The 22,203-nt window shown below is 48.3% G+C and carries 20 protein-coding genes, 1 tRNA gene and 2 rRNA genes; 4 read left to right on the top strand and 19 right to left on the bottom strand.

What is annotated here, in order from left to right; genetic code table 11:
• Positions 1–75: 75 nt before the first annotated feature.
• Entirely contained in the window at positions 76–288 is a 213-nt protein-coding gene (locus tag D2910_RS08040) for a hypothetical protein (protein ID WP_084242978.1), read from the top strand.
• Between the two features lie 53 nt (positions 289–341).
• Here the strand turns inward: D2910_RS08040 and D2910_RS08035 are convergent, their stop codons facing one another.
• The 7 genes from D2910_RS08035 to D2910_RS08005 all read right to left on the bottom strand — a co-directional run bounded on the left by D2910_RS08035 (position 342) and on the right by D2910_RS08005 (position 7,746).
• On the bottom strand, positions 342–1,319 hold the full coding sequence (locus D2910_RS08035) for a tRNA dihydrouridine synthase (RefSeq protein WP_117313105.1): 978 nt from the start codon (positions 1,317–1,319) through the stop codon (positions 342–344).
• A gap of 200 nt (positions 1,320–1,519) precedes the next feature.
• The gene (locus tag D2910_RS08030) at positions 1,520–2,623 is read right to left on the bottom strand and encodes an ABC transporter permease (protein WP_117313104.1); all 1,104 of its coding nucleotides are present in this window, start codon (positions 2,621–2,623) and stop codon (positions 1,520–1,522) included.
• 1 nt (position 2,624) lies between these two features.
• Positions 2,625–3,896 (bottom strand): ABC transporter permease, encoded by a 1,272-nt coding sequence (locus tag D2910_RS08025; protein ID WP_117313103.1) that lies wholly within the window; start codon positions 3,894–3,896, stop codon positions 2,625–2,627.
• A 13-nt stretch (positions 3,897–3,909) separates the two neighbouring features.
• Positions 3,910–4,842 (bottom strand): ABC transporter ATP-binding protein, encoded by a 933-nt coding sequence (locus tag D2910_RS08020; RefSeq protein WP_084242982.1) that lies wholly within the window; start codon positions 4,840–4,842, stop codon positions 3,910–3,912.
• A 118-nt stretch (positions 4,843–4,960) separates the two neighbouring features.
• Positions 4,961–5,593, bottom strand: coding sequence for a response regulator (locus D2910_RS08015; RefSeq protein WP_117313102.1), 633 nt, complete (start codon positions 5,591–5,593; stop codon positions 4,961–4,963).
• On the bottom strand, positions 5,590–6,732 hold the full coding sequence (locus D2910_RS08010) for a sensor histidine kinase (protein ID WP_117313101.1): 1,143 nt from the start codon (positions 6,730–6,732) through the stop codon (positions 5,590–5,592). Before D2910_RS08010 ends, D2910_RS08015 begins: the two co-directional genes overlap by 4 nt.
• Before the next feature lie 168 nt (positions 6,733–6,900).
• Positions 6,901–7,746, bottom strand: a complete 846-nt coding sequence (locus D2910_RS08005; RefSeq protein WP_117313100.1) for a DegV family protein — start codon at positions 7,744–7,746, stop codon at positions 6,901–6,903.
• A 235-nt stretch (positions 7,747–7,981) separates the two neighbouring features.
• Here D2910_RS08005 and D2910_RS08000 point away from each other — a divergent pair, with 235 nt between their 5' ends.
• Positions 7,982–8,746 (top strand): SDR family NAD(P)-dependent oxidoreductase, encoded by a 765-nt coding sequence (locus D2910_RS08000; RefSeq protein WP_117313099.1) that lies wholly within the window; start codon positions 7,982–7,984, stop codon positions 8,744–8,746.
• Positions 8,747–8,817: 71 nt separating this feature from the next.
• On the opposite strand, the gene groL is transcribed toward D2910_RS08000, so the two are convergent.
• Both groL and groES read right to left on the bottom strand, forming a co-directional pair.
• Positions 8,818–10,446: a chaperonin GroEL gene (gene groL / locus D2910_RS07995; RefSeq protein ID WP_084242987.1), complete on the bottom strand. Its 1,629-nt coding sequence runs from the start codon at positions 10,444–10,446 to the stop codon at positions 8,818–8,820.
• A 36-nt stretch (positions 10,447–10,482) separates the two neighbouring features.
• Entirely contained in the window at positions 10,483–10,767 is a 285-nt protein-coding gene (groES, locus tag D2910_RS07990; RefSeq protein ID WP_084242988.1) for a co-chaperone GroES, read from the bottom strand.
• 348 nt (positions 10,768–11,115) lie between these two features.
• On the opposite strand from groES, the gene D2910_RS07985 reads away from it, so the two are divergent.
• Complete coding sequence (locus tag D2910_RS07985; protein ID WP_084242989.1) at positions 11,116–11,934, top strand: CPBP family intramembrane glutamic endopeptidase; 819 nt, start codon at positions 11,116–11,118, stop codon at positions 11,932–11,934.
• A 64-nt stretch (positions 11,935–11,998) separates the two neighbouring features.
• Here D2910_RS07985 and tatC read toward each other — a convergent pair whose 3' ends face one another.
• The 3 genes from tatC to D2910_RS07970 all read right to left on the bottom strand — a co-directional run bounded on the left by tatC (position 11,999) and on the right by D2910_RS07970 (position 13,700).
• Positions 11,999–12,766 (bottom strand): twin-arginine translocase subunit TatC, encoded by a 768-nt coding sequence (gene tatC, locus D2910_RS07980; protein WP_117313098.1) that lies wholly within the window; start codon positions 12,764–12,766, stop codon positions 11,999–12,001.
• Positions 12,767–12,778: 12 nt separating this feature from the next.
• On the bottom strand, positions 12,779–12,973 hold the full coding sequence (locus D2910_RS07975) for a twin-arginine translocase TatA/TatE family subunit (protein ID WP_084242991.1): 195 nt from the start codon (positions 12,971–12,973) through the stop codon (positions 12,779–12,781).
• A gap of 91 nt (positions 12,974–13,064) precedes the next feature.
• Positions 13,065–13,700 carry a redox-sensing transcriptional repressor Rex gene (locus tag D2910_RS07970; protein ID WP_101801948.1) on the bottom strand — a complete coding sequence of 212 codons (636 nt, stop codon included), beginning with the start codon at positions 13,698–13,700 and terminating at the stop codon, positions 13,065–13,067.
• Between the two features lie 129 nt (positions 13,701–13,829).
• Between D2910_RS07970 and D2910_RS07965 the strand changes: the two genes are divergently transcribed.
• Positions 13,830–15,770 carry an ABC-F family ATP-binding cassette domain-containing protein gene (locus D2910_RS07965; RefSeq protein ID WP_117313097.1) on the top strand — a complete coding sequence of 647 codons (1,941 nt, stop codon included), beginning with the start codon at positions 13,830–13,832 and terminating at the stop codon, positions 15,768–15,770.
• Positions 15,771–16,200: 430 nt separating this feature from the next.
• On the opposite strand, the gene tsaD is transcribed toward D2910_RS07965, so the two are convergent.
• From tsaD to D2910_RS07930, 7 genes are all read right to left on the bottom strand, one after another.
• Complete coding sequence (gene tsaD, locus D2910_RS07960) at positions 16,201–17,220, bottom strand: tRNA (adenosine(37)-N6)-threonylcarbamoyltransferase complex transferase subunit TsaD (protein ID WP_117313096.1); 1,020 nt, start codon at positions 17,218–17,220, stop codon at positions 16,201–16,203.
• Positions 17,213–17,668, bottom strand: coding sequence for a ribosomal protein S18-alanine N-acetyltransferase (gene rimI / locus D2910_RS07955; protein ID WP_117313095.1), 456 nt, complete (start codon positions 17,666–17,668; stop codon positions 17,213–17,215). The genes tsaD and rimI overlap by 8 nt, the downstream gene beginning before the upstream one ends.
• On the bottom strand, positions 17,665–18,360 hold the full coding sequence (gene tsaB / locus D2910_RS07950; protein WP_117313094.1) for a tRNA (adenosine(37)-N6)-threonylcarbamoyltransferase complex dimerization subunit type 1 TsaB: 696 nt from the start codon (positions 18,358–18,360) through the stop codon (positions 17,665–17,667). Before tsaB ends, rimI begins: the two co-directional genes overlap by 4 nt.
• The gene (gene tsaE, locus D2910_RS07945) at positions 18,357–18,809 is read right to left on the bottom strand and encodes a tRNA (adenosine(37)-N6)-threonylcarbamoyltransferase complex ATPase subunit type 1 TsaE (RefSeq protein WP_117313093.1); all 453 of its coding nucleotides are present in this window, start codon (positions 18,807–18,809) and stop codon (positions 18,357–18,359) included. The genes tsaB and tsaE overlap by 4 nt, the downstream gene beginning before the upstream one ends.
• 172 nt (positions 18,810–18,981) lie before the next feature.
• Positions 18,982–19,054: transfer RNA gene (locus tag D2910_RS07940), tRNA-Asp, on the bottom strand.
• Between the two features lie 13 nt (positions 19,055–19,067).
• A 5S ribosomal RNA gene (gene rrf / locus D2910_RS07935) occupies positions 19,068–19,184 on the bottom strand.
• Between the two features lie 82 nt (positions 19,185–19,266).
• Positions 19,267–22,200: ribosomal RNA gene (locus tag D2910_RS07930) — 23S ribosomal RNA — on the bottom strand.
• Positions 22,201–22,203: the final 3 nt, after the last annotated feature.

Genomic DNA, 22,203 nt, shown 5'->3' with positions numbered 1-22,203 from the left:
GGAGTTTTTATATTTACTTCATTCCCATATCATGGCATAATATTTTAAAAATCCCTCAGTAAAGGCGGCCATCAAGTGATATCTCCAAATTGGTTTCTTACGGATCGAACCCGTTTCAGTGTTATTGATTTTAATGATAAAAAATACATGATCTGCTTTTCAAATACAGTACGCCGGGAGATTATATTTGTTGAAGACGTACAGACCGGCAAAAGGGCTTTGCCATTGCCAAACGAGAAGAATATGCTCAATGAAACATTGATAGAGAACCTGATCGGCCGAATCTGAATCAATCCAAAACAGCGCATTTCCTGAACTCCAGGGAATGCGCTGTTTTTTGGTCAACTTTTCACTTTAGACATTGCTTCGAATTTATTGAGGAGTTCACGGACTTCATCCGTCGTCTCGGTGTACATCAATTCGTTCCGCAATTCACCGGCGCCGCGGACACCTTTAACGTAAATCTTAAAGAAGCGGCGCAGCGGCTTGAACGCGATAGGTTCGATATCCGTGGAATACTTGTCATGAAGATCCAGATGCAGACGCAGCAGATCGAATAACTCCTCGCTGCTGTGCTCTCTCGGCTCTTTTTCGAATGCGAACGGATTGTGGAAAATCCCACGCCCGATCATGACGCCGTCGATGCCATATTTCTCAGCAAGCTCCATACCCGTTTTGTGGTCCGGGATATCGCCGTTGATCGTGATAAGTGTATCCGGCGCGATTTCATCACGCAATTGCTTGATTTCAGGGATCAATTCCCAATGCGCGGGAACTGCGCTCATTTCCTTTTTCGTCCGCAAGTGAATCGACAGATTGGCGATGCCCTGTTCAAGCACATGTGTCAGCCAGCCTTTCCATTCGTCCACGCTCGTATAGCCCAGACGCGTTTTGACGCTGACCGGCAATCCGCCAGCTTTCGCCGCCTGGATAATTTCGGCTGCGTTGTCCGGGTAATTGATCAGGCCGCTGCCTTTTCCTTTAGCGGCAACGTTCGGCACAGGGCAGCCCATATTGATGTCGACACCTTTAAAGCCCTGCTTCGCCATGCCGATGCTCATTTCACGGAAATGCTCGGGTTTATTGCCCCAGATATGGGCGACCATCGGCTGCTCATCTTCCGTGAACGTCAATCGGCCGCGCACGCTGAAGATCCCTTCCGGATGGCAATAGCTTTCCGTATTCGTAAACTCCGTGAAAAATACATCCGGACGAGCCGCTTCAGCCACTACATGGCGAAAAACGACATTCGTCACATCTTCCATCGGCGCCAATACAAAAAACGGCCGCGGCAGATCCTGCCAAAAATTCTCTTTCATAATTCCATTCCAATCCTTTCGTTCCTGACTCTTTTTGCATCTATAATTGCATTCAATAAAATCAATTTACATTTCAGTCATTCTTAACCTTATACAGTTTACACGAATCAGGCGTTTGTGGAAAGTGAGCTGTTTAATAAATGAAAAGGCAACCCATCCAGCCGCCGTCCGGACTGGATGGATTGCCTATTCCTGGTTTATCAATACGTGCGCCGCTCCATCAAATTGATGCCGATTCCCATGCAGGCCACGCCGAACAGCAGTAAAATCGAAATCGGTTCGCTCAGTTCCTGCCAGCTGCGGTCATAGATTGCGACGCCTTTCAACGCCTCAAGACCGTAAGTGATCGGCAGGACTTTGGAAATTGCCAGCAATAATTGATTGCTGACCAGTTCAATCGGCCAGAACGCACCGCCGATCATCGCCATACCCGTTGCAATGATCGGCACAACTGCCTGCAGCTGCTGCGGCCGGCTGACGAGGCTCATCACGAGCATGCTGAGCGCCACAATTGCGAAAGTGTAGCAGGCGATGATCAGTAATATCGCACCGAAGCGGTCGCCGATATCGAAGTTGAAGACATATTGGAATAACAGGAATATCATCACGATCTGCAAATAACCGATGGTGAAGCTGTATGCCAGATGCCCCAGATAAATTTCCCATTTAGCTACCGGGGACAAGATCAGCCGATTCCACGTACCCTGTTTCTTCTCTTCGACGATTTTCATCAGACTGAACATAATCGTATACACAGAAAAGAACAAAGTCATGCCGAACAGAAGCTGCAATTGGTTGTCATATTTAAACTCGTCTATGCCACCCAGAGTGGAAGTGGTTACCCGCAGTGCAGGCTCTTCCATCTCTGCAGCCGCTTCTGACCGGATGTCGTCCGCGCCTGGTTGCTGTTCGAGTTGCTGCAGTCGCAGCTCTTCCCGGTATTTACGGTCGAGAAAGGCTTCGATGACAAAGCGGCTCATATCGTCTGCGGCAAGGACAATCCGGTAATCATCTTCCAAAAGACGAACTGCCAGTGATGTGTCGCCGCTCGAAACCGCTTCACGCACTGCGTCTTCATCCATCAATTGAAATTGGAATTCTTCTGCTTCATTGAGCGAAGCGACCCAGTCCTCAGCTTCATTTTGCGCCAAAGAGTCATCCGCATAAGCCATGACTGCCGGCCGTTCAGCCGGATTATTGCCTGCCAGCGCCCCTACAAAGATAATGGTCATCACAAAGAATGACAGAACCATAATGGGAGCTCGGCGAAATCTTTGCCATTGCAATAAATACACAGATTTCATGCTAAGCCTCCCCCTTTCTCGGAAACAGCAGCAGACCTAAAGCGAGCAGCAGGATTGTAATCAGCAAGAGCCGCCCCAGTGGTTCCCACAGCAAGCCGAGTTCCAAATTCTGAACCCACAATAGAAAGGCATTCAATGCTGCGCCGTTCGGCGTCCAGCTGCCGAGCTTCTGTATGAAGACCGGAAGCCCTTCGGTCGGCGTAAAACTGCCGCCGAGAAATGCGAAAATCGTCACGACTCCGCCAGAAAATACCGTAGTGATCGTGTCATTATCAAAACGCATCGTCAATGCAGTTAGAAATGCCGCTACAGCGCCCACGCAAATGGACAGACTGAAGGCAATGAGCAGCATCCCTGGCCAAAATGCCCCTTCCGTCAGATCGAATGCACCGAAAATCAGCGACGATAAGAAGAATAGAATACAGAACTGCAGGAACGTTATGATTGCCGCTGAAATGGCTTTGCTGCCCAAATAGACTAACGGATGATGGTCTGACAGCAAAATGCGGTTAAAGACGAATTGCTGCTTCTCGACATAGGCCATCCCCGAAATCGTTGCACCGACAAATAACGCAAACATGACCGCCATACCGATTGTGTAATACTGGAACGAACTGATCGGCTGCACAGCTGACACACTTTCCACCCCGCCAAACTGGGTCTGCTCCGCTACCGGCAGATCACCTTCGCCATTCGCCGCTCTTGCAATGGCGCTTTCGAAATTCAGCGACCAGACGAATTCATCCAATATGTCATGAAAAACTTCTGACTGTGTTGCCGCATGATCCGAAATCATCAATTGCAATTCCGCCCCGTCCCCCGCGTCCAACATCATTTTCTGCAGAGCTTTGAATGTGAAATTTTCAGGAATCGTCAGGATGGCCACCACTTCTTCCTCTTCCAGCGCTTTAGTTGCCGATGCCGTGTCCATTTCCTGGGCCGTCACCAAGCCGCTTAAACTGTCATCCGTCAAAATTCCCTGAAGAATGGAAGAAGGGCTGCTTTCTTCAGCTGCCGCCATGATTCCGGCTTGGGCTTCTGCCGGGATTCCTGCACTCCCCAACTCTTCCGCAAAACGGTCCAGCCCTTGCTGCTCATCGTCTTCCTGCACTATGGCCACGTCCATCGACAGCACTTCCGAATTGCCGCTGAGCAATCCGCTCAGTGCAAAGCCCAGAATCGCGATCAATATGAACGGCATCGCCAATAGCACCGCCAGTTCCGTGCGGTCGCGAATTAAGATCAGCATATCTTTTTTCATAAATGCAAACATGGAGCCTGCCTCCTTAATCTCTCAGTTTCCGCCCGGTCAAATGCAGAAATACATCTTCAAGGCTTGGCGTCTGAACATTGACGTTGATGATCTGGACATGATGACGTTCCGACGCCTGAAAAACTTTGCCCAGTACGCGGCTGCCTTTCGGAAGGATCAGCTTAATGCCTTTTTCCGTTTCAATCGCCTGCTTGATCGACTCAATTGATTGCAGTTCTTTGAAAAACGCCGGATAGGGACGGTCGAGCTCGATCCAGACCGTTTCCTCGCTCGACAGGATGCTTTTCAGCTCGTCTTTCGTTCCGCTGGCGATGATTTTGCCGTGGTCCATGATATAGACTCGGTCACAAAGACGTTCCACTTCTTCCATGTAATGGCTGGTGTAAAGCACCGTCAATCCCTTTTCTTTATTAAGTTTGCGCACCATTTCAAGGATATGGCTGCGTGATTGCGGATCAATGCCGACAGTCGGTTCATCCATGATGATCACTTCAGGTTCATGCATCATAGCGGCGGCAATATTGACCCGCCGCTTCATGCCGCCGGAATAGGTTTTGACGATTTCTTTCTGGCGCTCCACCAAACCAACCAGCTCCAATGAATGTTGGATTGCCGTTTCCAGCGCTTTTCCTGTAAGACCATAAATCCGGCCAAAGAACTTCAGGTTTTCATATGCCGACAGCTCTGCATACAAGGCAATTTCCTGCGGCACGACACCCAGCACACGCCGCATGTCACTTGGATTTTTAATGACGCTTTTACCGTTCAGCCGAACATCTCCGGAAGTAGGTTTCAATAGAGTCGAAATCATGGAAATCGTGGTCGATTTCCCGGCACCGTTCGGGCCGAGCAATCCAACCGATTCGCCTTTGTCGATATAAAGGCTGGCTCCTTCCACTGCCGTCTTGCCTTTGAACACTTTCTTTAGTTCCTCTGTTTCAAGCATGGTCTCCTTCTCCTTTCAATCTGCGTTCCATTAAGCTCAGTGTATGTAAAAAAAGACAGTGTACCCACTGCCTTGCGTCATAACTTTCATCGATAAACATGACTTCCGTCATATCGAGTCAAACCAGTCCATGGCGGATGGCGTAAATTGCGATTTGTGTACGGTCCCGCAGCTCCAGTTTATCGAGTATGATGCTGATATGATTTTTTACTGTGCCGACTGACAGCGCCAATTCATCGGAAATTTCCCGATTGCTGCGCCCTTCACCGATCCGGTAAATGATGTCCAATTCCCTTGGCGTCAAAGACGCATCCGCTTTTTCCTGTACTGCGCCTTTCATCAATTTCGGCAGGATATTGGCCGCCACTTGATCTTCAAGCACCAAACCGCCTTCCATACAGCTATGGATTGAACGGATTAACTCTGACGTATCGGCATCCTTTAACAAATATCCACAAGCCCCGCTTTTCAACGCTTCCAATGCGTATTCATCATCATTGAAAGTGGTCAAAATCAGCACTTTGCTCTCCGGACGCCGCGACAGGATGATGCGTGTCGCTTCCAAACCGTCCATCACCGGCATCCGGATATCCATAATAATCAGATCGAATGCCTGGCTTTCGCATAACGCCACCGCTTCTTTACCGTTTACAGCTTCTCCCGTCACCTGAATTTCCTTATCTGTTTCAATCATCATCTTCAAGCCTTGCCGCACCATTGCCTGGTCTTCGGCCAATAACACTCGAATCATTCCAAATCACTCTCCTTAACGATTAAAGGAAGGGAACCTTTTACGATGAATAAACCATTTTCCGGTCCCGCCTTAAAGGCACCACCTGACTGCTCAACCCGCTCCCGCATTGACGACAGGCCGAAACCTTCACGAAACGGTGAAGTTTCTCCGGTTTTATTGCTTACCGTAAACCTGAAAATACTGCCCCCTGGCGCTTCAAATACGATCTCCGCTTCGCGCGCTGGACTGTGCCGCATGATATTCGTCAGCGCTTCCTGCACCGCCCGGTACACAATCACCATCTGTTCGTTGCCAAGAGGTGCTGACAAAGCACCATGCTTCACGGAAAACTGGATGCGCAGAAAACTTTCCGCCTCCAGTTTCCGGATCAGGCCAATAATAGCCGTGACTCCCCCAGCTTCGTCATGCTTCAGGGTCTTCACGGCGCTGCGCGTTTCCTCCAGGCTTTCTTTCGCCAATGATTTCAGGTCCTGCAGCCCTTCCGCGGTATCACCGTCCGCCTGCAGCCGGAATACTTCAAGCTGCATCAGCAGCGCCGTCAGCTTATGGCCCACCGAATCATGGATATCCCGGGCAATCTGCGTCCGTTCCTCCTGCCGCGCCGCCCGCTCATCCGTCAGCAAACGCCGTTTCATCTTGCGGTATTCACTCAATAACGCTTCGTTCCGCTCCAGCAGTCCGTCTTCGAATATGTAACTTTTCCTGAAAAACAATAATGCCGCGCCAAGCAATAAAGCATAGAGCAATATGAAAATTGGCGATATATCTGAATCTCCGGCCAAGCTATGGAGCAAAGCACCAGCCAATAAAACGATGCCTATGATGACTGAGCCTTGCACGGACAGCCTGTACACCGCTTTTCCTGCAATAATCGGAAAGATCAGCAGCGGATAAAGGTTCATAGGTGATCCCGGTGCCGGCCAGAAAATCCAGATGGCCAAAGCAGCCATGCCCATTAAATTCAGCAACGCTAAAAGCGGCATCCTTTTCAGCAATGGCATCAGGAAGAACAGCCCGAAAAAAATGGCGCTGCCAAAAATACGGAATGGCATTTCACTGACATCCATCGATAATTGAATCAGCCCCAGCGTCCAGGCTGTGCCGAGCATTAAAATCCAAAACCAGTATGACCGCATACGTCATTCTCCTTCCGCCCCAACTTTCATTTCTTTTATGGTTTCTATACTACGTCATTGAAATTCGTTTATCACCAAGTTATTTACGAAATATTCGCTCAGTGCGTTTCATGGGATACAAAAAAAGCGATACAACAATTTAGAATTGTCATATCGCCTCTATATATTTTATTTCGCCAGCCAACTTAAACCCGTAGTGCCTTCGCCCGCATGGACCCCTACGCAGACACTCAGCTGAACCACTTCGACTTTCAAATCCGGGAACTCCTCCAGAATTTCTTTCTTCCAAGTTTCGGCGTCAGCGGCGTTATTGCAGTGGATCGCTGCAACTTCGGTCACGGTGCCTGCCGCCATATCCGCGCGAAGCGCATCAGTCACATTATTTTTAGCCCGCTTGATGGAACGGACTTTCTCTTTCATCACAGTGATGCCATCCACAAAAGTGATGACCAGTTTAATATTCAATAGGTGGCTCAGGAAATTCTGCGTTCCGGAAACACGGCCGCTTTTATGCAATTGGTTCAGGCTGGACGGAATGAACGATAAATGGGCTTTAGCTGTCATCCCTTCAAGAGCCGCAACCACTTCTTCAACTTCTTTGCCGTTTTCCAAAAGCTCGTTTCCGGCTTCGATCATCTTGACCATCGGGAATGAACCGATTTTTGAATCGATGGGGTAAACTTTTAAGCCTGTCATTTTCGAAGCGGACTGGGCGCTTTCGAATGTACCGGAAAGTCCCTTGGACAAATGAAGCGCAATCGCCGCATCATATCCTTCCGCCTCTAGCTTTTCATATAAAGCAAGCATCTCGCCGATTGCCGGCTGCGACGTTTTCGGTGAGACTTTAGCTGATCGCAATTTATCGTAGAATTCTTTCTGTGTAAGATCGATGGATTCTCTGTATGTCCCGTCGGCAAATACAACACTGAGCGGCAGGACGTGGACGTTATATTCCTGGATGAATGCTTCATCCAGCTGTGCGGCTGTATCGGTAATCCAAGCTATTTTTTTCATTAGATAAATCTCCTTTACAGTCTGTATCCTTTAAGAATCTGTGGACTATCGCTAATTTACAGTAACGCATCCCAGGTGGACAGTGACAGCTGTCATATAAAGAGAAAACTTGAGGCAGGCCGACATAATATGAACATATTTCATTTAACTGACGGTTCGTACAATATTTGCTTTCCGTATAAAGTTAACAGTACGATAACTGTGTATCATAATAAATTTCACTGGAGGAATTCTTATGAAATACACTGTCATCACTGGAGCCAGCTCAGGCATCGGATACGAAACCGCGTTAGCTTTTGCGGCTCGCAATAAAAACCTCATTCTCGTTGCAAGACGCGTTGCGCAGCTGGCTGAATTGAAAGAAGCCATCCACGGCATCAACGCTGAGCTGGATGTCGTCATCAAACCCGCAGACCTTTCCGAAAGTGAACAAGTCCACAAATTATACGACAGCCTCAAAGAATACGACATTGAAACCTGGATCAATAACGCCGGCTTCGGAAACAGCGCGCCTGTGGCCGAGCAGGATGTTAAGAAGATCGAAAAGATGCTGCGTGTAAATGTTGAAGCCCTTACCACCCTCTCCACGCTATATGCACGCGATTATTCCAATAAAGAAGGTGCACAATTAATCAATGTATCGTCTGATTTGGGCTACCGGATCGTACCGAATGCCGTGTCGTATGCCGCGACCAAGTTCTATGTGAGCGCCTTTACAGAAGGGCTCGCCCAGGAATTGCAGGATCATGATTCACCCATGAAAGTGAAAATACTGGCACCGTCCATGACAGAAACGGAGTTTGTAAAAACCGCCCGTGAGCTGGACGACTTCAGCTACAGTGACAATGTTCAAAAATACCACACCGCAAAAGAAATGGCCCAATTCATGCTGGATCTCTACGACAGCGACAAGACGATCGGAAAAGTGGACAGCGACAGTTATGACTTTGAATTGATGGGTCCTATTTTCACTTATACTTCAAAACGGACAGCTGAGTGATTTAATTATTTTTCTCCAAGAAAAAACTCCTCCCACTATGTGAGAGGAGTTTTCTTTATGATTGAACGGGATTACATCATGCCGCCCATGCCGCCCATATCAGGCATGCCGCCGCCGTTGTTTTCTTCCGGAATGTCTGCCACTACCGCTTCAGTAGTCAGGAACATAGCCGCAACGGATGCTGCGTTTTGCAGTGCAGAGCGGGACACTTTCGTTGGATCGACGATGCCTTCTTCAAGCATGTTGACCCATGTGCCGTTCGCTGCGTTGAAGCCGATGCCGACTTCTTCTGATTTCAGACGGTGAACGATGATCGATCCTTCAAGGCCAGCGTTTGTCGCGATTTGGCGAACCGGCTCTTCAAGTGCGCGAAGAACGATTTTAACGCCTGTCGCTTCGTCGCCTTCAGTTGTTTCAAGGATTTCTGCGACGTTATTGTAGACATTGATATACGCTGTACCGCCGCCTGCCACGATGCCTTCTTCAACTGCTGCGCGAGTTGCGTTCAACGCGTCTTCGATGCGCAGTTTGCGTTCTTTCAATTCTGTTTCAGTAGCCGCTCCAACTTTGATGACTGCTACGCCACCTGAAAGTTTAGCAAGGCGTTCCTGCAATTTCTCTTTGTCGAATTCAGAAGTTGTCTCTTCCAACTGGCTGCGGATTTGCGTAACGCGTGCCACGATGTTCTGTGGATCTCCAGCGCCTTCAACGATTGTTGTGTTTTCTTTTGTTACGACAACTTTCGCCGCGCGTCCAAGCTGTGCAATGTTCGTTGTTTTCAATTCAAGTCCAAGGTCTTCCGTGATTACTTCTGCGCCAGTCAATGCTGCGATATCTTCAAGCATCGCTTTGCGGCGGTCACCGAATCCTGGTGCTTTAACCGCTACCGCATTGAATGTGCCGCGGAGTTTATTGACCACCAAAGTAGCCAATGCTTCACCTTCAACATCTTCAGCGATGATCAATAAAGGCTTGCTTTGCTGAACAACTTGCTCAAGCACTGGAAGGATTTCCTGGATGTTGCCGATTTTCTTGTCAGTGACAAGGATGAACGGATTATCAAGAACCGCTTCCATTTTATCTGAATCCGTTACCATATAAGGAGACTGGTAACCGCGGTCGAATTGCATACCTTCCACTACGTCAAGCTCTGTAGTGAAACCACGGGATTCTTCCAAAGTGATGACGCCATCGTTGCCGACGCGCTCCATCGCTTCAGCAATCAGTTTACCTACTTCAGCATCGCCGGATGAAATCGCTGCAACCTGTGCAATCGACTCTTTTCCTTCGATTTGCTGAGAAACGGATTTCAAGCCTTCAACCGCTTTTTCAACTGCTAATTCGATACCGCGGCGGATGCCCACAGGGTTCGCGCCAGCTGTAACGTTTTTCAGGCCTTCACGGATCATTGCCTGCGCAAGAACTGTCGCAGTTGTTGTTCCGTCACCAGCTATGTCATTTGTTTTAGAAGCGACTTCAGCCACGAGTTTCGCACCCATGTTTTCAAAAGCGTTCTCAAGTTCGATTTCTTTTGCAATCGTTACACCGTCATTCGTAATAAGTGGTGAACCGAATTTTTTCTCAAGCACGACGTTGCGCCCTTTTGGCCCAAGCGTAACTTTTACCGCGTCCGCCAATTTATCTACACCCTGCAGCATGAGGGTACGTGCATCTTCACTGAACTTAATCTCTTTTGCCATGTTTAGCTTCCTCCTATATCAAACTGAATTTATTAATTAGCCAATTACTGCTAAAATATCGTTTTCGCGCAAGATCAAATACTCTTTGCCTTCGTATTTCAATTCAGATCCTGCATATTTTGAGAAGATTACGCGGTCGCCTTCTTTAACATCCAGCTCCGTGCGTGCGCCGTTTTCGCGGATCAAGCCATTTCCTACCGCGATGACATTGCCTTCCTGCGGTTTTTCCTGAGCCGATCCCGGCAATACAATCCCGCTTGAAGTTTTTTCTTCCGCTTCGATGAGTTCAATGATAACTCGGTCTCCTAATGGTCTTAACAATTGAAACACCCTCCTCTGAATAAGTAAATGCAATTATTAGCACTCTCACTCTTCGAGTGCTAACCCATTTTCAAGTTTAATAAAAACAAAGAATATTTGCAAGCGGGAAGGTTAGTACTTTTTGAAAGAAAATTTGTCTAGACTCCAGCGGCCAACTCCTCGAGTCGTAAGCCAACTCAGCTATACGGCGAAAATGCTGCTCCTGCATCGCTGCGCTGCTTCGTCGCAAGAGATGGCCTTAAGAACCCGGGCCATCTCTCGCTTCCGCTTTTCGTTATTTATTTGTGGTATTTTTTTGAAACCACTACAATAGAAGAGAGATCTGCAAACGAAAGGAATTATGCATACATGGCCAACAAGAAAAATCCTTTGATAGATACATTCTTCAAAAATTCCGGCACGAAAACAAAAGGGAAGAAAACTAAAAAGACTTCATTGTATGTGCTGCTGATTTTCATCGCTATCCAATTATCTCCTGTCCTGTTCATCAACTCCACTTATGATTACTTCATCGGCCAAGGGATGGAACCTGATACTGCCCAGGCGGCAACTTCGGGCTGGCTGATTTTCCTGGCTATGGGCATCGGTTTTGCTATTGCCCTCATCGTCGTTTTCCGTGATAAGAAGTTCTTCGATATCTGGAAAGGCAAAAAATTGGGTATCGGCTGGGCGATCTTATGGGGTTTTTTCGGTTTCCTGCTGCTGATCATCGGACAATCGTTGGCTGCCTTGATCGAACTTGCCATCGGCATTGACCCGGGCTCTGAAAATACATCCAATTTGGTGAGCATCGCTGAAGTTGTGCCAGCCGCCATTTTTGCGGTCGTCCTTTTCGGACCGGTTATGGAAGAACTTGTTTTCCGCCGCGTCATTTTCGGTTCCATGATCCAGACAACGAATTTCTGGATCGCTACTGCTGTCAGTGCCCTCGTTTTCGCAGCCGTCCATTTGGAATTCACGCATCTCCTGCTGTATTTCACGACCGGCCTGATTCTGGCGTTCCTGTACCAGAAGACAAAACGCATACTGACGCCAATCATCGCCCATATCCTGCTGAACGGCTACGTTATGCTCATCCAGCTGAATATGGACAAAATCAACCGCTTCATCGAACGCATGGAACAATTGGAGCAGATTCAATTCATCACCCAAATTTTCTTTAGATAAACAAAGCCCGGCTGCACTTAGCAGTCGGGCTTTTAACATAATAAAAAACAAGACCCCTCAGCGTTTATTCCCCTGAAAGGCCTTGCTGTTCTTCGATTGCCTGCTGCTGTTCGGCTTTTACAAATTTGCGGTAGCCGATTTTCGCGATGACAATACTGAATTCATATAACAGAATCAATGGCAGCGTCACGATGAGATGCGAAATGATATCCGGCGGTGTGATGAAAGCCGCGATAACCACAAGGATAAAATATGCATACTTACGGTATTTCGTCATCAGCATCGGAGTAATGATTCCAAGCCTGGTCAGGAACAGCATCAGCACCGGCAGCTGGAAAATAAAGCCGAATGGCAGCGTGATCTGGAACAGGAACTGGAAGTATTCATTGATTCCGATTGTTTCCTGGATGGAAAGATTGTCGGATATATTCAGCATAAAGCCGATTACATAGGGGAACAGCACCAAATAGGAAAAGGCGATCCCTCCGACAAACAGCAACAATGAAAACGGGATATAACTTAATGTCGCCCGCCGTTCTTTGTCATGCAGGCCGGGACTGATGAATGCCCAGAAATGGTACATGATCACGGGTGAAGTGATAAAAAGCGCAAGAATCATCATGACCTGCATATAGATTTTCAGCGGATCTGTAATCTTAAAGGCATTCAATGTCAGATTCTTCGCTTCCTCCGTAAACTGCAGATAGTTAATCAGCGGCTGAGCAAGGAAAAAGCTGACAATCACGGCCAATAGAAAGAAAACGACTATAATCGTCAGCCGTTTTCTCAATTCACCTATATGTTCAACTAATGTCATATCTTTTTCATTCATCGGATTAACATCCTATCGTAGTTCTTTTTGCTCTTCTTTCTTCTTTGTTGCAACGTCATCGTCGTCATCATCAACAAGCCCTTTAGTGGCATTCTTGAATTCGCGAAGTGAAGAACCGAACGCTTTACCCAATTCCGGCAATTTCTTCGGCCCGAAAATCAACAATGCTACAACTGCAATAACGATCAAACTTAGTGGACCTGGCATAATTGACACCTCCTGTAGTATGCGTCTTATTTTACATCATATAATGCACTTTGGCTATTTCCTTGGGCTGTTCAAATGTGAAGGTTTTGAGTCATGTTTGCTTGATCAGATAGATCAGCGTCTGCAGTTCGACTGACAAATCGATGGTCTGCACATGGATGTGCTCAGGAACGGCGATGCGCACGGGTGTAAAGTTCAAAATCCCTTTGATGTTTGTGGCAGCCAGCCGATCGGTGACTTCCTGGGCAGAGCGCGACGGCACTGTCAAAATGACCACTTCTACGCCATATTCCTTAATCTTTTCTTCGATCATATCCGGATGATAGGTATCGATGCCGCTGATTTTTTCACCTTCACGCGGGCTGTTCGAGTCGAAGGCAAGGATGATTTTCGTATTGTGATTGCGGTGGAAATTGTATTTCAGAAATGCGTTCCCGAGGCTGCCGACACCAATCAGCGCAACGTTCGTCGCTTCGTCCTGGTCCAGCGTCTTGCGGAAAAACTCGAGCAGCTCCTGGACATCATAGCCATAGCCTTTCTTGCCGAGAGCGCCGAGCTGGGAAAAATCCCGTCTGATGGTTGCCGAATCTATTTTCATCGCTTCGCTCAATTCCTGTGATGAGATCCTCTTCTGTCCGGCATTGGCGAAATTCTGAAGGAAACGATAATAAAGCGGAAGCCTTTTGGTAGTGGCTTGCGGAATTTTGGATGATGGTTCCTGTAACATGCAATGTTACCTCCTGGGTCTTGTCAAATCGCCTTTATCTTACATTAGGCGGCCCGATATGTAAAGGTCCGGCCGATTGCGAAGCCCGCTTCTATCGGCTACACTTAGAAAGAATAGAGGTGACCCAAAATGATCGTATTACAAGTAAACCAAATCCATAAATCGTTCGGAGCAGAGGAAATTCTCTCCGGCGTTAAATTAGAAGTCCAGCATAGGGACCGGGTCGCTCTTGTCGGGCGAAACGGCGCCGGCAAATCGACGCTGCTGAAAATTATTTCCGGGGAAATATCGTATGACAGCGGCGAAATCATCATGCCAAAGGGGCTGACTGTCGGCTATCTCGAACAGCAGTCGAAACTCGAATCAGATATGACCATCTGGGACGAAATGATGACCATATTCAGCGGTTTCCGTGAGCAGGAAAATCAATTGCGCCGTCTGGAGGAACAGATGGCCGACCCTGCCGTCTACAACAATCAGGAAATGAACGAGAAAGTGATGCAGGAATACGATGCCTTGCAGCATGCTTTCAAAGATGCCGGCGGCTATCAATACGAAGCCGATACCCGGGCCATCCTGCACGGCATGAAATTCTATCCCGATGATTACAGCAAGAAAGTGGTTTCATTGTCAGGCGGCCAGAAAACACGCCTGATGCTCGCCAAACATCTGCTGACCAAGCCTCAGCTGTTGATCCTCGATGAGCCGACCAACCACCTGGACATTGAAACGCTGAGCTGGCTGGAGAATTATTTGAAGAACTACCCGGGCGCGATTTTGGTCGTTTCCCATGACCGCTACTTCCTCGACCAGGTCGTCAACACCGTCTATGAAGTGTCGCGCCACCAAGTCCGGAAATTCACCGGCAACTACAGCCGTTATCTTGACGAAAAAGCGAAACAGTACGAGCTGGACCAGAAGCAATTCGAAAAGCAGCAAAGCGAGAAAGCGAAGCTCGAAGATTATGTCGCACGCAACCTGGTCCGCGCGTCGACGACGAAAATGGCGCAGAGCCGCCGCCGTGTGCTTGAAAAGACCGATTGGATGGAAGCGCCTGACGGCAATGAAAAATCAGCCCGCTTCGGTTTCACGATCGCCAAACAAAGCGGCAATGATGTACTCAATGTACGGGATCTGAAAATCGGCTACAGCGGCAAACCTGTCTCCGAAAACATCCATTTGAAGCTGTACCGCCAGGAAAGCCTGGCTCTTGTCGGCCCGAATGGCGTCGGCAAATCGACGCTGCTGAAAACGATCATGAAGGAGATACCGCCGCTTAATGGCGATATCCATTACGGCACCGGCATCCAATTCGGCTATTACGACCAGGAACAGGCAAACCTGAAAGGCAATAAACTGGTATTAAACGAGTTATGGGACGACTATCCGATGGTCAATGAGAAGGACATCCGCGGCATCCTTGGCCGCTTCCTGTTCTCAGGCGACGACGTGCTGAAACCTGTCTCTTCCCTTTCCGGTGGCGAAAAAGCGCGAGTGGCCCTCGCGAAACTGATGATGCAAAAAGCGAATGTATTACTGCTCGATGAACCGACCAACCACTTGGACCTCGACAGCAAGGAAGTTCTTGAAAATGCGTTGCTCGACTATCCCGGCACCATCCTTTTCGTTTCCCACGACCGTTATTTCATGAACCGCATTTCCACAAAAGTGGTCGAATTGATGCAAGAAGGCACGACCGAATACCTCGGTGATTACGATTATTATGTGGAGAAAAAGCTGGAAACGGAAGAATTGAAAGCATTGGAAGAAGCCGAAAACCCTTCTGTCATCAATAAACCGGAACCTGTCGCCTCCACCTCGCAAATTGATAAGGAAGCAAAAAAGCTGGAACGCCAATTGACGCGCCAGCTTGAAGAAGTCGAACAGGCTATGGAAAAACTGGACCTCCAGATCGCAGAAACAGAAGAGCAATTTACCGATCCTGAAATCTTCCAGGATCACGAACGCCTGCTGCCTCTTCAGCAGCAATTGGAGGAACTGAAAGGCCAGCATGAAGAAACAATGGCCCTATGGCTTGAACTGCAGGAGAAACTTGAACAAATGAGTTAATGACCGTATACTTTTGTATACGGTTTTTATATGTCCATATCTTGGTCAATACCTTTTAGTAAAATATTTATTTCCACAAAGTTGTGCACAACACTTCTCCTTTTAAATCAGCTATCAACAGTGTTATGCACATTATCCACAATAAACAAAAATGTTATCCACATATTATATTACGATATGGTACACAAGATATAGGAAATCACCAAGTTATTCTCGACTTACAAACAGCTTACTAACAATTTGTGCATAAGTACAAATGTTCTCTATTGACAGAATTCGAGTGATTTGTTTATAAACAGTGGATAAGTCCATGGAATTTTCGCATTTTTTCATTAAATGTCCCATTTGCAGCTTACTTATGCACAAATAGAAAAAGCTCTTCCTCCGTTGTGTGGATAAAGAGCTTTTTTCGCATTTATTTATTAACAATTCAAATCCAGGAGTCCATTTCCATTCCTGGCCGGCCATTCATAGCCATATTACCGCGAATGCCTTTTTCGAACATCACTGTGCCAGCGGCTGCAATCATTGCTGCGTTATCCGTACATAGTTTCAAAGGCGGGATAAAGAAAGGAACCCCTTTTTCTGCGAATTCTCTTTCCAGTGAAGCACGCAAGCCTTTATTGGCCGCTACTCCCCCTGCCGCAATTACTTGGCGCACCTTGAATTGTTCCGCAGCCCGCAAGGTTTTGGACGTTACCACTTCGACTACACTGTTCTGGAAACCGGCAGCAACATCTTCAGGCTTCACCTGTTCACCGCGTTGCGCCGAATTGTGCATAAAGTTCAACACCGAAGATTTCAAACCGCTGAAACTGAAATCATAGGTGCCTTCTTCCAGCCAGACGCGTGGAAAATCGACTGGATTAATGCTTTCATGCGCCAATCTGTCAATATGAGGTCCGCCCGGATACGGCAAATTCAACGTACGCGCGACTTTGTCGTACGCTTCCCCTGCTGCGTCGTCACGGGTCTCCCCAATAACCTCGAAATGACCGTGTTCCTTCATATAGACCAATTCTGTGTGGCCACCCGAAATTACCAAAGCAAGCAATGGAAATTCCATCTCCTGCGCTAGCCGGTTCGCATAGATATGGCCTGCTATGTGATGGACGCCGATAATCGGCAATTGATGGGCAAAAGCAAAAGCTTTCGCAGCATTTACACCGATCAATAAGGCTCCGACTAACCCTGGTCCCTCTGTTACCGCTACAGCACTCAACTCAGCAGGAGCCATGTCTACCTGCTGCAACGCTTCTTCTATCACCAGTGTAATCTGTTCGACATGATGCCTTGATGCGATTTCCGGTACGACTCCGCCAAAACGCTTATGGCTTTCAATCTGTGAAGCCACAACATTCGAGATGATTTCAGTACCGTTTTTTATTACAGACGCTGCGGTTTCATCACAACTCGTCTCTATTCCCAATACGTAAATATCCTCATTCATCAAAATTCACCCACATTACTATGGCATCTTCGAAATTATCCGAGTAATAACTCTTACGAATGCCTCCATTTTTAAATCCAAGTTTCTCATAAAGATTTCGTGCAATAGTATTGCTGACTCTCGCTTCAAGCGTCATCGCTTTTGCTCCATTTGCCTTCGCCGTTTCCATCGCTGCAACCATGAGTTTCTCCCCCAATTTCTTGCCGCGTTGTTCGGGCCGAATGGCGATATTGGTGACATGGCATTCATCCATGACAATCCATAATCCGCAAAAACCGACGATTCCATCCTCTGTTTCAGCCAAAACATAATAAGCATGCCTGTTTTCCATCATTTCGTAATGGAATGCTTCTTTCGTCCACGGTAAAGAAAAGGATGATTGCTCAATATCAAATACCGCATCTACATCATCGACAGTCATTTTACGGAAATTCACTTCATCATTCATGATTCCCCGCCGCCTTGCGCTTTGTTATAATTCGCTTCTGCCTCAGTAATCCTGCGATATTCAGGTACTGCATGATGCACATCCTGCTCAGCCGATTGTTTCGCCAGCATGATTAAATTCGAAGCACGAGGCAAGCGGTTCTGTAATGCTGCAAAAACCGCCTGGCTGCCTAAAATCTCTTTAATCGCTTCCTTATGGAGTTCAATATCCGTCCCAACGAATAAAACAGGCCGTCCTGTTTCTTTTAATTGCAGAAGGAACTCCCGTACATCACTGTGCTGATCAGGAATAAGCGACTCTAAGCTTTCCCCATCGTAAGCCCCCATAAAGGCAGTGCCTCTTCGTGCATCCATCAATGGGCAAATAAGGCCATTAAAGGATTGGCCATTGGCAGCGAGCACTTTTAAACTCGAGACCATATGCAATGGAATCTTTAACGACCAAGCCAAAGTTTTGGCGATTGTTAGCCCGATACGCACGCCAGTGTAGGATCCCGGACCTTCCGCAACAGCAATATGAGTCAATTGTGCCGGGCTCACTTTCGCTTTTGCCATCAACTCCTCTACGGCAGGCATGGCAGTTAACGAATGATTTATTTTGAGATTCGATGTTTCTTCTATTAGAATGGTATCATCTTTCGCCAACGCAATACTTAATGGCGAATTTGATGTGTCAATACCCAAGTAAATCATGGCATAAGCTCCTTGCAAAGAGTTTCATATCGGTGTCCAACCGCCTGTAATCGTATAGAACGGCTTTCTTCCGACAGACGCTCTATCGTGATTTCCAGACGTTCACTAGGTAAATATTCTTCTATAAATTGCGCCCATTCGACAACAGAAACCGCTTCACTGGCGAATAATTCATCAAAGCCGATGTCTTCATCACTGTGTTCAAGACGGTAGACATCGAAATGGTTCAGTTCCAGATTGCCTGAATACTGTTTCAAAATGGTGAACGTCGGACTGTTGACCATCTTTTTTATTCCGAGGCCTTTCGCCAATCCTTTGGTGAACGTCGTTTTGCCGGCGCCCAGACCGCCTTCAAGTGTCAGTATATCGCCAGGCTCCAATTTTTCAGCCAGTTTTATTGCAAACGCTTCTGTTTCTTCCGGAGAATTCACTTCTATAGTATAAGTCATTCTTTGTCACCTCTATTGAGTCTTAACATAGTTTAGCGAAGATATCGCGGTAAATCAAAATATATTATCCGCGGCTTGCGGCTGGATAAAATTCATTCTTAGAGCTCACATGAAATTAATGCTTTTAGGCAAAAAAAATAAACACAGCGGCTTGGCTGTGTTTATCATAAGACGGTCCCGACCGGGATCGAACCGGCGATCTCCTGCGTGACAGGCAGGCATGTTAACCGCTACACCACGGGACCATAAAAAAAATCAGACCAGCGACGTCCTACTCTCACAGGGGGAGATCCCCCAACTACCATCGGCGCAAAAGAGCTTAACTGCCGTGTTCGGGATGGGAACGGGTGTGGCCTCTTTGCCATCGTCACTGGACTGGTTTTTTTGAGTGCTTGCGCCCTCAAAACTGGATACAACGGACATTGAAAGATGAAAGTGAAGCAATCCATAAAAGTAATTGGTTAAGTCCTCGATCGATTAGTATTCGTCAGCTGCACGTGTCGCCACGCTTCCACCTCGAACCTATCTACCTCATCGTCTTTGAGGGATCTTACTTGCTTGCGCAATGGGAAATCTCATCTTGAGGGGGGCTTCGTGCTTAGATGCTTTCAGCACTTATCCCGGCCACACATAGCTACCCAGCGATGCCCCTGGCGGAACAACTGGTACACCAGCGGTGTGTCCATCCCGGTCCTCTCGTACTAAGGACAGCTCCTCTCAAATTTCCTGCGCCCGCGACGGATAGGGACCGAACTGTCTCACGACGTTCTGAACCCAGCTCGCGTACCGCTTTAATGGGCGAACAGCCCAACCCTTGGGACCGACTACAGCCCCAGGATGCGATGAGCCGACATCGAGGTGCCAAACCTCCCCGTCGATGTGGACTCTTGGGGGAGATAAGCCTGTTATCCCCGGGGTAGCTTTTATCCGTTGAGCGATGGCCCTTCCATGCGGAACCACCGGATCACTAAGCCCGTCTTTCGACCCTGCTCGACCTGTACGTCTCGCAGTCAAGCTCCCTTCTGCCTTTACACTCTGCGAATGATTTCCAACCATTCTGAGGGAACCTTTGGGCGCCTCCGTTACTCTTTAGGAGGCGACCGCCCCAGTCAAACTGCCCGCCTGACACTGTCTCCCACCCCGATCAGGGGTGCGGGTTAGAAGTTCAATACAACCAGGGTAGTATCCCACCGACGCCTCCCCCGAAGCTGGCGCTCCGGGTTCATTGGCTCCTACCTATCCTGTACAAGTTGCACCAAAATTCAATATCAGGCTACAGTAAAGCTCCACGGGGTCTTTCCGTCCTGTCGCGGGTAACCTGCATCTTCACAGGTACTATAATTTCACCGAGTCTCTCGTTGAGACAGTGCCCAGATCGTTACGCCTTTCGTGCGGGTCGGAACTTACCCGACAAGGAATTTCGCTACCTTAGGACCGTTATAGTTACGGCCGCCGTTTACTGGGGCTTCGGTTCGCACCTTCGCTTGCGCTAAGCACTCCCCTTAACCTTCCAGCACCGGGCAGGCGTCAGCCCCTATACGTCACCTTACGGTTTTGCAGAGACCTGTGTTTTTGCTAAACAGTCGCCTGGGCCTATTCACTGCGGCTCTCTCGGGCTATTCACCCTACCAGAGCACCCCTTCTCCCGAAGTTACGGGGTCATTTTGCCGAGTTCCTTAACGAGAGTTCACTCGCTCACCTTAGAATTCTCTTCTCGCCTACCTGTGTCGGTTTGCGGTACGGGCACCTCCCGCCTCGCTAGAGGCTTTTCTTGGCAGTGTGAAATCAGGGACTCCGGAGAATACTCTCCTTGCCATCACAGCTCAACGTATCAGGAATGGGATTTGCCTCATTCCACGCCTCACTGCTTGGACGCGCACAACCAACGGCGCGCTCACCTTATCCTTCTGCGTCCCCCCATTGCTCAAACGGCGGGGAGGTGGTACAGGAATATCAACCTGTTGTCCATCGTCTACGCCTATCGGCCTCGACTTAGGTCCCGACTGACCCTGAGCGGACGAGCCTTCCTCAGGAAACCTTAGGCATTCGGTGGACGGGATTCTCACCCGTCTTTCGTTACTCATACCGGCATTCTCACTTCTAAGCGCTCCACCAGTCCTTCCGGTCTGACTTCAACGCCCTTAGAACGCTCTCCTACCACGGAGCTCATACGAGCTCCATCCACAGCTTCGGTAATCCGTTTAGCCCCGGTACATTTTCGGCGCAGTGTCACTCGACCAGTGAGCTATTACGCACTCTTTAAATGATGGCTGCTTCTAAGCCAACATCCTGGTTGTCTAAGCAACGCCACATCCTTTTCCACTTAACGGATATTTGGGGACCTTAGCTGGTGGTCTGGGCTGTTTCCCTCTTGACTACGGATCTTATCACTCGCAGTCTGACTCCCAATCATAAATCACTGGCATTCGGAGTTTGTCTGAATTCGGTAACCCGGGATGGGCCCCTAGTCCAAACAGTGCTCTACCTCCAGGATTCTCAAGATTGAGGCTAGCCCTAAAGCTATTTCGGAGAGAACCAGCTATCTCCAGGTTCGATTGGAATTTCTCCGCTACCCACACCTCATCCCCGCACTTTTCAACGTGCGTGGGTTCGGGCCTCCAGTAAGTGTTACCTTACCTTCACCCTGGACATGGGTAGATCACCTGGTTTCGGGTCTACAACTGCATACTCATTCGCCCTGTTCAGACTCGCTTTCGCTGCGGCTCCGGCTTCTCACCTTAACCTTGCATGCAATCGTAACTCGCCGGTTCATTCTACAAAAGGCACGCCATCACCCATAAACGGGCTCTGACTACTTGTAGGCACACGGTTTCAGGATCTGTTTCACTCCCCTTCCGGGGTGCTTTTCACCTTTCCCTCACGGTACTGGTTCACTATCGGTCACTAGGGAGTATTTAGCCTTGGGAGATGGTCCTCCCGGATTCCGACGGAATTTCACGTGTTCCGCCGTACTCAGGATCCACTCTGGAGGGGACAAACTTTCAGCTACGGGGCTGTTACCCGCTGCGGCGGACCGTTCCAGGTCGCTTCGCCTAATCTGTCCTTTTGTAACTCCGTATAGAGTGTCCTACAACCCCAAGAGGCAAGCCTCTTGGTTTGGGCTGTTCCCGTTTCGCTCGCCGCTACTCAGGGAATCGCATTTGCTTTCTCTTCCTCCAGGTACTTAGATGTTTCAGTTCCCTGGGTGTGCCTTCGCATGTGCTATTGATTCACACATGGATACTGCCCCATTACAGGCAGTGGGTTTCCCCATTCGGAAATCTCCGGATCATCGCTCACTTACAGCTCCCCGAAGCATATCGGTGTTAGTGCCGTCCTTCTTCGGCTCCTAGTGCCAAGGCATCCACCGTGCGCCCTTCCTAACTTAACCAAA

Origin of the sequence: Planomicrobium okeanokoites (assembly GCF_003428875.1) — a bacterium.
Taxonomy (GTDB): Bacteria; Bacillota; Bacilli; order Bacillales_A; family Planococcaceae; genus Planococcus; species Planococcus okeanokoites.
The sequence above is the reverse complement of the archived record's forward strand: the minus strand, read 5'-3'. Positions and strand labels throughout refer to the sequence as shown.